Annotated in this window: 9 protein-coding genes, 1 tRNA gene and 1 pseudogene; 8 read left to right on the forward strand and 3 right to left on the reverse strand. The window is 55.9% G+C overall.

Annotation, left to right across the window (positions count from 1 at the left end; genetic code table 11):
- The first annotated feature begins 294 nt into the window (after positions 1 to 294).
- The 6 genes and pseudogenes from L995_RS02140 (at position 295) to L995_RS32720 (ending at position 9,166) form a co-directional block, all read left to right on the forward strand.
- The gene (locus tag L995_RS02140; RefSeq protein ID WP_017404579.1) at positions 295 to 2,052 is read left to right on the forward strand and encodes a M14 family metallopeptidase; all 1,758 of its coding nucleotides are present in this window, start codon (positions 295 to 297) and stop codon (positions 2,050 to 2,052) included.
- 191 nt (positions 2,053 to 2,243) lie between these two features.
- Positions 2,244 to 2,320: transfer RNA gene (locus L995_RS02145), tRNA-Arg, on the forward strand.
- Positions 2,321 to 2,394: 74 nt separating this feature from the next.
- Positions 2,395 to 3,539, forward strand: a pseudogene (locus L995_RS02155) (IS3 family transposase); the annotation flags it as partial.
- Between the two features lie 226 nt (positions 3,540 to 3,765).
- The gene (locus tag L995_RS31630; protein ID WP_156135964.1) at positions 3,766 to 5,181 is read left to right on the forward strand and encodes a tyrosine-type recombinase/integrase; all 1,416 of its coding nucleotides are present in this window, start codon (positions 3,766 to 3,768) and stop codon (positions 5,179 to 5,181) included.
- 5 nt (positions 5,182 to 5,186) lie between these two features.
- Positions 5,187 to 8,516 (forward strand): hypothetical protein, encoded by a 3,330-nt coding sequence (locus L995_RS32715; protein ID WP_156135965.1) that lies wholly within the window; start codon positions 5,187 to 5,189, stop codon positions 8,514 to 8,516.
- Between the two features lie 2 nt (positions 8,517 to 8,518).
- The gene (locus tag L995_RS32720; RefSeq protein ID WP_156135966.1) at positions 8,519 to 9,166 is read left to right on the forward strand and encodes a hypothetical protein; all 648 of its coding nucleotides are present in this window, start codon (positions 8,519 to 8,521) and stop codon (positions 9,164 to 9,166) included.
- Between the two features lie 66 nt (positions 9,167 to 9,232).
- On the opposite strand, the gene L995_RS32725 is transcribed toward L995_RS32720, so the two are convergent.
- Positions 9,233 to 10,186, reverse strand: a complete 954-nt coding sequence (locus L995_RS32725) for a hypothetical protein (protein WP_156135967.1) — start codon at positions 10,184 to 10,186, stop codon at positions 9,233 to 9,235.
- A 358-nt stretch (positions 10,187 to 10,544) separates the two neighbouring features.
- On the opposite strand from L995_RS32725, the gene L995_RS31635 reads away from it, so the two are divergent.
- A complete protein-coding gene (locus L995_RS31635; RefSeq protein WP_082001469.1) occupies positions 10,545 to 10,976 on the forward strand; it encodes a helix-turn-helix domain-containing protein in 432 nt (143 codons plus the stop codon).
- A gap of 124 nt (positions 10,977 to 11,100) precedes the next feature.
- Here the strand turns inward: L995_RS31635 and L995_RS02170 are convergent, their stop codons facing one another.
- Positions 11,101 to 11,454 (reverse strand): H-NS histone family protein, encoded by a 354-nt coding sequence (locus L995_RS02170; protein WP_047468832.1) that lies wholly within the window; start codon positions 11,452 to 11,454, stop codon positions 11,101 to 11,103.
- A 324-nt stretch (positions 11,455 to 11,778) separates the two neighbouring features.
- A complete protein-coding gene (locus L995_RS02175) occupies positions 11,779 to 12,189 on the reverse strand; it encodes an Rrf2 family transcriptional regulator (protein WP_047468663.1) in 411 nt (136 codons plus the stop codon).
- Positions 12,190 to 12,245: 56 nt separating this feature from the next.
- Here L995_RS02175 and L995_RS02180 point away from each other — a divergent pair, with 56 nt between their 5' ends.
- Entirely contained in the window at positions 12,246 to 13,223 is a 978-nt protein-coding gene (locus tag L995_RS02180; RefSeq protein ID WP_047468835.1) for an alpha/beta fold hydrolase, read from the forward strand.
- The last annotated feature ends 1 nt before the right edge of the window (position 13,224 follow it).

Genomic DNA, 13,224 nt, shown 5'->3' on the forward strand with positions numbered 1-13,224 from the left:
GGCTTCGGCGGCGGTGGCCGTGGCGGCTCCTCGCGCGGCGGCTACGGTCGCTGACCGGCACTGAATACCCGGCGTGCCAGGCGGCATGCCGGGCATTGCACCAGCCCAAAGGGCTGCATCTCCCCGGGGCTGCAGCCCTTTTGCATTGCACAGATTGCGCCTTCAGCCGACAGCGCGCCGCAAGCCTGCATGGCTATCATCCCGATAGCATTGCGGCCTGCGGCGACTGAAGGCCGCACCCCTTTTTCCCGGATTCCCCAAGATTCCACACGACTGGTTCCTCAAGGCCACGCCATGACACTGCTGACTCCACCCGCCATACCCTCCAGCCAGCGCCCCGATCCGGAGCTGCCACAGGGCCGGCTGCGGTGGTCGGCCCTGGCATGCACCGCCCTGCTGGCCGCCTGCTCCAGCACGCCGCTGCCGCCGTGGCCCACGTCCTCCAAGCCCCAGGTGGCCACGCCCACCCGCCCGGCCCCGGAAATACCCGTGGTGCCCCAGGCGACCACGCAGCCGATCGCACCGGCCAACAACCTCGTCCCCCTGCCCTACAACGCGGCCGTGGCGGCGCGCTTCCCCGACCCGGCCACGCGCTATGACACGCCCGGCCTGGCGCCGCAGCGCAACCAGTTCACCACGGCCAGCGAACTGTCTTCCTGGCTGAACAGCCAGGCCAGCAAATCTCTGGGCCGCGACACGCGCCTGGGAATCGTGCAGCCCGGCAGCTCGCAGCGCGGCAGCCCCATCCAGGCCCTGGTGGCCACGCGCGCTCCCGGCATCCAGCCGTCGGCGCTGTATGACAGCCGCCGCCCCACGGTCATGCTCGTGGCCGGCCAGCATGGCGACGAGCCTGCAGGGACCGAGGCATTGCTCATCATTGCCCGCGAACTCGCTCCCGGCGGCCTGCTGGAGCCGCTGCTGCAGCAGATCAACGTGATCCTGGTCCCGCGCGCCAACCCCGATGCCGTGGAAGCCGGCACGCGCAATGCAGCCGATGGCACCGACATCGCCCATGACCACCTGCTCCTGAACACGCCGGAGGCCAAGGCCCTGGCCACGCTGGCACGCGACTACCGCCCCGTCGCCGTGGTGGACCTGCAGGAATTCCCGGCCGCCAGCATCTTCCTGCAGAAGTACCAGGCCATACAGCGCTACGACGCCCTGCTGCAGTATTCGGCCACGGCCAACCAGAATGAATTCGTGACCAAGGCTGCGCGCGAGTGGTACACGGCACCGCTGCGCACCGCGCTGTCGCAGGCCGGCCTGAGCAGCGACTGGTACTACACCACCAGCCAGGAGCTGCAGGACAAGTCCATCTCCATGGGCAGCCTGGCGCCCGATTCGCTGCGCAACATCAGCGGACTCAAGAACTCGGTGGGCTATCTGGTCAGCAGCCGTGGCTCGGACCTGGGCCGCGCCCACATCCAGCGGCGCGTGCACACCCTGGTCACCGCCGCCACACGCATGCTGCATTCGAGCGCCGAGCGCGCCAAGGACCTCACCCAGGTGCAGGCCTTCGTGGCGCGTGAGACCGCCTCTCTCGCCTGCCACCAGCAACTGGCCGTCCAGGCCGAGCAGACGCCCGAGCAGCGCACGCTCACCATGATCCAGCCCGACACGGGTGCCGACCAGCAGGTGCGCGTGGACTGGAACGCCTCCCTGCAGGCCCGCACCACGCTGTCGCGCCCGCGCTCCTGCGGCTACTGGCTGTCCGCCAGCGCCCAGACCGCCGTGGACAGGCTGCGCCTGCTGGGCCTGCAAGTGCTCAAGGTGGCCGAGCCCGGCCAGCTGCTGGCCGACTCGTACAACGAGGCCCGCTCGGCCACGCCCGCCAGCGGCGCCTATGCGCTCACGCGCGGCGCCGTCGAAGCACCCGTGGGCAGCTACTACCTGTCGATGAACCAGCCCATGGCCAATATTGCCGCTGCGGCGCTGGAGCCCGACACGCCCTACAGCTACCTCGCACGCGGCCTGGTGCCCACGCTGAGCGACATGGCGCGCGTGATGGCCCCCCCTTCGGTGGTGTTCGAGGAAGAAGAAGACGCCGAATGACGGCAAGGGCGCCAGGGCACGCCGCCAAGCCCTGAGCGCCCGCCCATTGCGGGTATGATCCGCGCTGGCCCGTCAGCGGCCATACCTGCCCGTAGCTCAACCGGATAGAGCAATTGCCTTCTAAGCAATAGGTCGGGGGTTCTTATTGACGGTCTTCCTAGTTGCACATTAGGAATGTATTAAGTTTATGCGCGGCGGTAGCTCAACCGGATAGAGCACCAGCCTTCTAAGCTGGGGGTTACGGGTTCGATTCCTGTCCGCCGCGCCAAGCTAAGCTAAGTTCGCCTGTGGAGTTGACCCGGTTGCGTGGACACAACATTGTTTGTGTTCAAGGAGCCGCAAATGTCCAAAGTCAGGCAGCCGTATCCGGCGCAGTTCAGGCAGCAGATGGTCGAGTTGGTACGTGCCGGACGCACGCCTGCCGAACTCTCACGCGAATTCAACGTCACCGCGCAGTCCATCACCAACTGGGTCGGTCAAGCAGCCATTGATAGTGGCAAACCGCTGCCCGGCAAGGAAGGCTTGACCTGCGTCGAGCGCGAGGAGCTGGTACGGCTGCGTCGTCAACTGCGTCAAGTTCAGCAGGAGCGTGACATCCTGGCAAAGCCTACGACCTGGTTTGGCAGTCGCAGCGATGCGACTTCGACGAAGTCTTCGGACTCATGATGGCAAACCAGGCCGACTTCCCCGTGCGCACCATGTGCCGTGTTCTAAGCGTATCCGCCAGCGGCTTCTACGCTTGGCGAGAGCACAGGCCTTCCCAGCGCAGCATCACCAACGCAGTAATGACCGAACGAATACGCCAGATTCACAAGGACTCATATGAGTCCTACGGCATGCCGCGCGTGAGGGCCGAGCTCATCGAGCAAGGTGCCTCCATCAGCCTACAGCGCGTTGTGCGCCTGATGCGTCTGGCCTGCATCCAGGGCATCCGCCACCAACGCCGTGGCTTCTCGATTACCACGCGCTAAGACAAACGCTTCTCATCCGCCAACGACATGGTCGTTCAAGGCTAGAGAACCCTATCAACTCTGGGTGGCCGATATGACCTACGTGCCCACCTGGACGGGGGTTCTTGCACTTGGCCGTGGTCATCGACGTGTGGAGCCGGCGTGTGGTGGGTTGGTCTATGACCGAGAGAATGACGACCGACTTGGTGCTATCGGCGCTCAACATGGCGCTGACCCAGCGCAAGCCGCAAGACGTCATCCACCATAGTGACCAAGGCAGCCGATACACCAGCCTGGCCTTCGGCGAGCGCTGCCGTCAGATGGGTGTTCGCCCCTCAATGGGCACTGAGGGAGATGCCTATGTCAACGCGATGGCTGAGAGCTTCTTTGCCAGCCTGGAGGCTGAACTCATCGAGAGTCACAGGTCACAGCTTTGATTCAAAGGCGCAGGCCCGCATGGCCGTCTTCACTTGGATTGAAGGTTGGCACAACCCCAGGCGCCGTCACAGCGGTCTGGGCTACCCCTCACCTCTGAAGCCAGCAGGCACGATTCAATGCCTGGAAGCACGACCCACCGTACGCTGACGAAGCACCCCAGATGGTTTGAGAATCAAACCAGAAACCGCCCACCGGACCGGGTCAAACTGCACTGTTCCGCATGCTCGAATCAGCATAGGGAGGCATGTTGCGCATCAAGGCGTAACATCGTTAGACAGGCTTCACCTCTTCTGTAGAGTGTTTGCAGTTGCACATTGGAGGGCGCTTGAAGAACGTCTCGCTCCTTGGTATCGAGGTCGATGGTCGAAAATCCTTCGCTCTCCTCGACGTGGACGGTCGACGCGTCGCATCCTTTGACGCGTTTGCGAACAGCATTATTCGCAACCCCGTCAACACTCGGATGGCGTACTGTCGAAATTTGGCTCGGTTCTTCGACTATTTCATAGAGGCAACAAGGCACCTTGCGACCAAGGCGGCCGTCCCGACGCGGGATGATTTAGTCGATGTGCTAGCGGCATATCGCGAATACCTTGTGTACGGGGGTCACTCAGGCAACCGACTCGCACGTGATGTCAGTTCGACACTACCGTCGCCTATGGTCAGTACTGCAAGCTGCGACTTGATGCATGCACCGGTACGTCGGTTCATTGAGTTGTCCGAGACTCTTCGAAAGCACCTCGAAGAGTTGGCGAGACACGGTTTGTTGACGTCGACCATCGACCCCCTCCCACTTCTGCCTTCCGTCGGCACTCGTCCAACCAAGCGTTTCCAGAAGGCAGCTCTATTGACTAGTTCCATGCTTGCTGGAGTAGTATCTGGCGGGCCGCAGCTTTTGAAGGAAGCGGCGCTGCCAAGCGTCAGAGGAACCTCGCCCTACAACGAGAAGCGCGCCTTTCCTTTTGACGCAGCCCTACCACTAATCGATAAAATGCCGTCTTGGCGGGACAAAGCCTTGTACAGCTTCTGTGCGGCGTCCGGATGCCGCATCAGCGAAGCCTTACAGCTGCTTTGGGAGGACGTTCGAGTTGCGGAAAGCACGGTAAAGCTTGTCGCGCCCAATCGTAGGGCCAACGACAGTAGTTATTTGGCTCTCGAACCTTGGGAGCGCGACAAATTGGTCTGGAAGGGCCGCGCCACGCAGACAACTTTTCTCATCGAGCCTTTTGCCTCTATTTTCTTCGAGGCGTTGGAGAAATACATACGATTTGAATACATGCCTCATGGGCTACATCAGTTCGTATTTCAACACCGTAGAAAGGGCATGGAGGGCAGACCCTTCTTTCTAAGCGCACCCAGCACGCGGAATGAAGTGTTCCAAACTGCAGTTGCAGGCTGCATCCTACTGGCAAGCGAGCGCAAAGGTCTGAGCGTCCATTCGCTTCGTCACTTATATGGAACGTACCTGCTTAATTATTTCCCCCGTGCTGACGGGTCCTATGGATTGCCTATCGGACTCGTAAAGCATCTCATGGGTCACAACAGCGTGACTTCTACTGAACGATATGCCCGCCATGATACCGACCTTCTTCAGATAGAACTTGCGTTCGCAAATACCATGGTCTTCGGAAATGGCAGCATCAAATCATTGAATCAGATGAAGCGCGATGCGCTGCAGGCAAAGCTAGCGGCAGTTGAAATTTCTATTTTAGCAGAAAGCATTAGCCCAATTTCGGTGAGGTAGGAAGGATGCTTAATACCACAAGGGGACAGCTCGTCATCAATTTAACCGGAAAAGAGCTTGACCTTGCGGTGCGTTTGTCGCTCGAGGAAGCCGCTACTGCGCTGGTCGGCCTCTACGGCGCAGAAGATTTTGACCTTGCTGCCGTTACGACGAAGACCCGTACTCGACTGGCATACGCTAAATACGTCTGTCTCTGCACCCTCGTCAAGCGAGGTGTGAAGTTCGATGAATCCTACGTTCTTGAAGCATTTGCAGCAGAAAGCTTCATAAACGGTCCAATGTCAAAAGAAGCATTCTACAGATTAACCCTGGCTGAGCCGGACGGCCCTTATCCCTATCGACCCAGTTACCGAGCTACAGTCCAATTCGGTCTTGGTTTTTTTCTCATTGCATTGCACAGCCGCGGCGCCATCACGCTCCCATTTTCATTCAGATGGCCATTCCCTAAGCGAGAAAATAAAGCCCGGATGGAAATTACGCCATTCCTGGGCTCCGAGCTTATCAAGCTCGTGCGTTCGGTCGGTGATGCCGAATCGCCATACGCTGAAGCACTTGAGTCGGTGACAACACATAAAAGTCGCAGGACCTGGTTTCTTTCACATGGCACAAAGTTGTTGCTTTCTCTCGGGTGGAACCAGCCAGAAGACGTCAATCTGGACGACCTTATCAAACTGAAGGAGGCAAACGACTCAACCGACTTTAGCCGTTGCGGCAGGTCAATTGGCTATCGAGCTCTAGTGACAGTGTTGGAGCGACGTTATGGGGCTGACGTGAACGTTTCAGTCCGCGCATGGGATGAGGCATTACGAGATGCGGAGCGCAAGAACTACAAGACAAGCCGTATGCTAAGTAGCCCAAAAAAACCGGATAGCACCCTTGAGGTGTTCTCAATGCTTCCGTCAGATGCACTGCCTGAGCGAATCATTCGCGTCAAATCACTACCTGGTCTCGACGTAGATTTCTCATCAATGCGAAAGACGTGGATTGAAATCCAGAGGATTTACATTCGCAAGCTACGAGTGGAAACCACAAAAGAAAAATTAAAATCTATTGGATACCTCAATCTCTATCTTTTTTTCTATTTACCATATTGGTTCGACCAGCATCGGGATACTAAGCTCAATTTTCCCTCAAAGCCAAATCAGATGCTGGTGGGAATTTTCATATCACGCTTAATCCCTCATGACTTTGAGGTTCCTCTTACATTTTTGGAATTCATCGAAGAGTGCGGGCAACGTTTAAGGTGGGCACCTGTCACCCACTACATGACCTTGAAAAACGTCGCGCATTTTTTTGAATTTTTGGAAAGAAATTCCAAGGAACTGCCCGGATGCCAAGGATTTACTCAACCCCTCGCCAAGCACGATTTTCCCTCGGTGGGTAGGTCTGCCGGCACGAACAAGCGACCGATTCCACGACGGCTGTTTGCATTCTATATTGCATATGTCGAAGCGTTGGTCACATACACTCATGTCGTGCTCGAACGCATACTTGCAAGTGAAATAGCGCCCAACGACCTTTCCATCTTCAATCCAAAGCTAAATATCATCGACACTCTGCGTGCATCTGTTATTGTTGGATACGTCCCGATGGTGTTCTTCAGGGGCAAGGCGTACAGGTTACAGTTCCTACCTAACTGCCTAGACCTTGGGACATTCAGACTGAAAGATGGTCGTACGCTGCGAATTCCGCAGCCTCACGGGCTTCACCACGTATTAGTAGCTATCTACACAGGCATCCGGAATCAGCACATACAGTGGCTCGATGCAAGAACCTTTGCCTCAAAAGTACATCCCGACGATGTTGAGATAACGAAGTTGCTAGTCAACACGGACAAGGTTAAGACAACGAGCTGGGAGCCACATGTCAACATGCGGGTGATAGAAGTGCTCCGAGAGCAGCTTCGCTGGCGAAACCTTATTGACTGCCTTGGATTCAACCAGGAAGTCTATTACGAACGCAATCCCAAAACGAAATGGCCTTCGATAGTCCCTCTATTTTCAGTCGAAGATGACGGCCATCCCCATCCGGACAGTCGATACGCCACAATCTGGAGCAACATTCTTATGGGCGTTCAAGGTATGTTATCGGAGATAGACTGCGGCCGCGTTGCACCACTCCTAGACTTGCTTCCACCCAATATCCCATATAGCGCAACAGACCGTAGGGCACTCCTAAAACAACACGTTGATTCGACCGAACGCTCCATCGTTCTAATACCCAAGAGTGATATTACACCCCACAGCGCGAGGGTGGGAGTTGTATCGTATCTCATCACGGTGCTTCCAGCCGAGTTCATTGGGAGGTATGTGACAGGACAGCACACCGGTGTGGTGTATCACTATGTGCATATCGATGATGACGATGTGCGAGCTGCGCAGGCACAGCAATCCGTGGAGCTTCAGATTCGCGCTTATGGAAAGGAGTTTGACACGTTGGTGGCCGCCCCTCACCAGCCCAATCCTCATTTCATTAGGGCCGATGGAGCGACATCTGCCTTCTCACAAGCAATGCAGCAGAACATGGACGAAACACTCGCTTCCTACGGCTGTGTAACACTCTCGCTTAGGGAGGACGGCAGAAATGGCATCGACATTCTGAGAGAAACAAGAGGAGCCAACGCATCGTTTAACAAAACGGAAGTCTGTCCGTTTGGCAATCACTGCCCTCCTGACGTGCTGAAGGACCTCCGAGGCATCGGTCGATGCGGAATGTGCCCATACGCTGTACGTAGCGTTGACCATCTTCCCGCAGTGGTAGCGAAAGTCAAACAGGGTGCCGAGCAACTCGAGGCTATCGAGTATCAGCTTGATGCGGATGACTTCGAAGACCACCATTCTGACTCTGAACAAGAGCAGCTTGAAGCGGAGCGCCAGCGCCTTGGTGATGAACTAGCAGCGTGGAAGCTGGTCAGTGAAGTGCTTGAAGTGCAAAGGCGTCTCCTTGAAGTTGGGCAAGACTCGCGCCGCTGGGTAGTTTCAAAGCCTGACATCATCCAACAGTCATTGCAACGACTCGCCGTCCCCACAAACGACACCGCATACATCTTGGCACGCCTTGCCGAAAGTGTGGCATACCCCACCTTTGACAGCCCAGAGATTAAGGCGCGCTTTGACCTGCTGAGGCGCCAGTTGCTGGCAAATGCAGGCAACATTCGGGCCGCCTTGATGTCCAGTCAGCCACCTGACGTTGCGTCACAATGTGCCGGTCTTCTTAGAACAATCGTCGAAGCTAACGGGCTTAACTATCGGGGCGTCGTGGCCCTGCTGACAACGGATATGCACCTACAGGCACTGCCAGAGCCGCACCCCCCCGTTCTTTTGGGGAATATATAAAAATGGTCGGCAAAAACCCTTTCGCAGACTGGCAACAGGCAAAGCAGGAACGTAGAGAGGCTCTTGTTCGAGAATTCCTTGCATACATGAAGAAGAAGCGCTTGAAATGTGAATACATCACGGACCTCGCTGACATGCTGGCAAAACATATCAGTGAGCAGGAAGGAGCGAGTTGCAATCGAGCAACCTTACTCCGAAATAAGCGGTATAAGGTTCTGTTACTTTCATACATGGCGCATAGCTGTGCCGAAGGCACCGATGCAATCGACCGCAGGAGCCTGGATGACCCCAAGGCGGGTGCGCTCGTGATAGCGGCAGAAGTCGGGGCAGAGAGCCTGCGACGGGAGATAAACCGACTTAAGGCCTATATCGCTGAGCTAGAGGCGACAAAGTCACAGTTGGGGCCTCTTAAAGTCAGTCCACCCGTTACTCAGAACTCTGTTGATGACCTAACGCGAAAGCATGTGCTGACCTGCCAGGCTTTATTGGCTATTTTGAAGCATTTTGATGGATTGCTCTTAGTAGATACAGACGGACAACGTGTAATGGATGCCAGTACGCGACCCCAGAAGGTTGTAGTGGATAAAAAATTTTCTGCACCCTTCTTTGAATGGATGAACCTAAACCGTGACGTCGGCGGTTCCTTATGAGCCGCGAGAATGTACCAGGCACATATGCCGTTATGGATTTCAGCCCCCAGTACGAATTTAGGTCAATTAAAAGGGGTGACCTAGTAGCATTTTCCAAGCTAACCTTACTCGCTCTCCCCAAGGCAATTGACGAACTCTGTTTTCGAAAAAAAACTCAGACGAAAATGTCAGCCCACTATCCCTTTTACTAAGCGGGAAGCCTTTTTTAAGCTGACTTCTGCAGGTCATCAAGTCCGGCACCTTCATGCTTTCAGGTCGAAGGCTGTTACAAGCCAAAGAAATATCTTGTGCTGGTATTTTTCTAAACCCTGTTGGATTCATAGTCAGAACAATCCATTCACCCCCCTCTATAGCCATAATTTCTTTATTAGTGCTCCTCGTCTGTAAAAAATCAGCGGAACACAATATGTCATTGATGGGAATAAGTGTTTGGACTTTTACACTACGCTGCGGATACCCGGCGTGTCTCGACCAAGACGTTAACAAATTATGTGGAACCATAATATCGGGTATATTGCTTTCGCCAGTCGCATGAAGCGCCTCGCTAAAGACCTTGAGCTCATACAACGTAGAGGCGAAACCTTTCCGAATTTTATCGCTGTATTCGTCTAGATATGCACGCCCCAGAGATATAAAATCGACTCCGCCAACATTTATTACTTTCTCTTTGTGATAATTTTTCAGCCATTGTTCATGCGCACATCGCATTGTGCGCAATTCGTCTACGGCTGCGTGGATGATATGCTGTTCATTTTCAATCAAATAAACCAGCTTTGAAGTGACATTCTCGAACACTTCTTTCTGCAATGAATAACAAAAGCATGTGTCGGGTTGCCAGGGCATAGGATTGGAATTGAACGCTTTTTGGGCGAGCCACGTCAAAATGCCTTTGGCTACGTTACTTTGGTGTCCATTACTCCAGTTCCCTTTAATGCTCAACATCTTTTGACCAAGGCCGTCACCATAGGTTAGCAATTCATAGACCAAGTCAGAACGAATGGCGTATTTTCCTGAGCTCACAGTACCCCACCTTTCGTATGAAAAAACTTTATGCCAAATAACTACTATCTTGCAATATCCACACTGGCTACTAATTTTTCCTACAGGTAGAGGGTTGAATGCTCGTCAACGTCTTGACCGAGGCTGATGTTTTTTCTTGCATGACTCTAGATGGGTTTACGAGGCGCCAACATTAGTTACTCGCCTTCTACCATGTTAAATGTTAGAAATTCGCTGTTTGCGACCGCTGCACCAGCTTTAAACTGTGCCTCGCTATCAATATGCCTTAAAAGGATTCTTATCCTTTTTTTGCTAGCTTTGTGACTGACTAAGGGCGATTGTGGGGTTTGCAATGTTAGCAACTAGAACCGTCGACGAAATGGAGGCGCACTTGGGCGGACAGCTCAAGCGGCTGCGGCTGAACAAAAATCTTGACCAAAAGACGCTTGCTGCACGTGCGGGGGTGAGCGTGCGAGCGTTGCGTAATCGGGAAGGCGGTGCCGGCACGACCGTCAAGACGCTCTTGAGCGTTGTTCGTGCGCTCGACCGCGAGACTTGGGTTGATAGTGTGGCTCCTGTAGCAACAGTCAACCCTCCTGCTATGACTTCCCGCACGGCGCAAAGACAGCGCGCCGCGAAGAGGCGAAAATTGCGCCCATCCCCGCCTGCGGTCAGGCCAGCAGCAGCCGCGCGCACCACCCCATCAGCTTTTGCTCCTGACGTTTCGAAGTCAGACAGTTCCAAAGTCGATAAGCAAGCGGAGCATGTCTCGCCTGCGCCAACAGACAAGCCTTGTCAGGCTTGGGCATAGTCTACGGGGGTCGTGCTTATTGGCGCTGCGGCCCATGAGGGCCCGTACCGTACAGCAGCAGCACTTTGCGCTGGCGAGGCACTGTTGCTCGAGATGCTCGCCTGGCTAAATTCAAGCCTCAGCATCAGTGGTGGTTGCGACCCGCCGCGGCAGCCATCTCAGCCAGGTAAGGCGCCCGCTGGTGTGATTCGTGTTCGGGCTGGACAATCAAGAAGTCCTCGCGATTTTTGCCAACAATCCACGTTGGAGGCTTCCCGCGGCCTGTCCACGTTTTTCCCGTGTCAGGGTCTTGGTACTTTGCCTCACCTGCATTTTTATCTTTGAGCGGTTTGAGCGGGAAGACTTGCTGCATCGTGAACCCAAACTCGCTGACGAGCTCTTGCACGCGCCGCAACGCAGCTGTTGACTCCCCCTTCCTCGCGGTTGCAATCTCTGCATCAAGCGCGGCTTTGGCCGCGAGCAGCTCTTTCAAATTCATGTTTCTACCTTGTATGTTTGTGAGCACTTCGTTGCACTCAATCATGAATTATCGAGCCTTCTAACCACTGAACGGATGCACGCTAAGCAAATCACCATCAACGCTCACACAGGCGCAGCACAGGCCTACGGGGGGGCGGGAATACGAAGGCAATGCCCGTGGTTGTGTGGCAGTGCTCAACTACTGGCTTGTCGTGGGGCGTATCGAGCGGTTTGAAGTCCCCACAGCAGCTGTCAACGACATCCGCGAGCAGCAACTGTCCAAGGTCTAAGCACCGTTAGGACAGACCGCAATCAGCCTCGGCTTGCACTGGAGCCAGCATCTTCAAGGCACCTCCGCAGCGATATCCAGGAGCCTCTTGGTTGCCAACTGGCGGACCAATGCTTCTTCAGCCAGCTCCATCGATGCTTCCAAGAAGCGATTCGCAGCCGCCTCCACAGGGCATTGAGGGTTGTCTGTTGCGGGACCAAACGCAAAGACTTGACGCGCTGCGACCGCGCGATGCACATCTGCAACGGTCAATTGGTCGAAGCCTGAAGTCAGTGTCCAGCCGCCTCCACGCCCGCCGCTGGAGATGACATAGCCGGCGTCTCGCAAGCCAGCCATCATTCTGCGCACGAGGACCGGGTTCGTCCTCAGCATCGTTGCGATGGTTTCAGATGTTGTGGAGCCGCCGTGCAGATGCATGTGAATCAGCACATGAAGCAGGCGCGCAAGGCGGGTGTCTTGAGGCATTCAAACATTGCGCAACTTTAAATGTTACGCTACATAAAGTGTTTAGGGACGTGACTATGACAAAGATTCCACACCATACCGTGCGCGCCAACGGCTTGAGCTTCAATGTGCTTGAACAAGGCGTGGGCCCTCTCGTGCTCCTGTGCCATGGATTCCCCGAGACCTCCCATGCATGGCGCCACCAAGTGCAAGTACTGTCGCAGGCTGGCTATCGAGCGGTGGCACCAGACCTTCGAGGTTTCGGTGAGAGCGACTGCCCTGAGCAGCCGGAGGCCTATGGGCTGCTTGAGCTTGTCGGCGACCTGGTTGGGTTGATTGACGCGCTGGGAGAGAAGCAAGCTGTTCTGGTGGGTAATGACTGGGGAGCAACTTTGGCTTGGCAAGCGGCTCGCCTGCGACCAGACCGTTTCCGCGCTGTTGTAGGTATGGGCGTTCCGATGATGGGCCGGACACCACAGTTCCCGAGCTTGTTGTTTCCCAAGATGGAGAACGTTTGGGCCTACATCCACTACTTCCTGGAGCCTGGAGTAGCCGAGCGCGAACTGCAAGCGGACGTCGAACTCACGCTGCGCAAAATTTACTACGCCGCCTCCGGGGCCGCCGGCTCTCGGGAGGACCCAACGACGCCCAACCCTTTTGGCCTTCTACCGCGTGGGCAAGGACTGCTGGATGGCCTTCCCACGCCATCGGAGTTGCCTGACTGGCTCGCGCCGGAAGACATGGCCGTGTTCGTCCAGGCCTTTGACCGCACCGGGTTCGCGGGAGGCCTCAACTACTACCGCAACCTGGACGCGAACTGGCGCTCCGATGCGGCCTTTGAGGGTCGTCGCGTTGAAGTACCGGCCCTGTACTTGGTCGGCGACCGCGACACCGGTCTCGCAATGCCAAGTATGCGAGACATCATCCAAGCTATGCCAGCATTCGCGCCTCATCTGCGAGGCTCCCATGTGATACCAGGTGTCGGTCACTGGCTGCCCCAAGAGGCCCCTGATGCGGTAAATGCAGCCTTGCTCGAGTTTCTTGCATCGCTCTAGA

The sequence above is a fragment of the Delftia sp. ZNC0008 genome (genome assembly GCF_000799035.1).
Taxonomy (GTDB): Bacteria; Pseudomonadota; Gammaproteobacteria; order Burkholderiales; family Burkholderiaceae_C; genus Comamonas; species Comamonas tsuruhatensis.

Excerpts from the sequence above, each read along its gene's own strand:
- L995_RS02140 (WP_017404579.1), top strand. The coding sequence starts at position 295 with ATGACACTGCTGACTCCACCCGCCATACCCTCCAGCCAGCGCCCCGAT.
- L995_RS31635 (WP_082001469.1), top strand. The coding sequence starts at position 10,545 with ATGGAGGCGCACTTGGGCGGACAGCTCAAGCGGCTGCGGCTGAACAAA.
- L995_RS32715 (WP_156135965.1), top strand. The coding sequence starts at position 5,187 with ATGCTTAATACCACAAGGGGACAGCTCGTCATCAATTTAACCGGAAAA.
- L995_RS02175 (WP_047468663.1), bottom strand. The coding sequence starts at position 12,189 with ATGCCTCAAGACACCCGCCTTGCGCGCCTGCTTCATGTGCTGATTCAC.
- L995_RS02180 (WP_047468835.1), top strand. The coding sequence starts at position 12,246 with ATGACAAAGATTCCACACCATACCGTGCGCGCCAACGGCTTGAGCTTC.
- L995_RS02170 (WP_047468832.1), bottom strand. The coding sequence starts at position 11,454 with ATGAATTTGAAAGAGCTGCTCGCGGCCAAAGCCGCGCTTGATGCAGAG.
- L995_RS32720 (WP_156135966.1), top strand. The coding sequence starts at position 8,519 with ATGGTCGGCAAAAACCCTTTCGCAGACTGGCAACAGGCAAAGCAGGAA.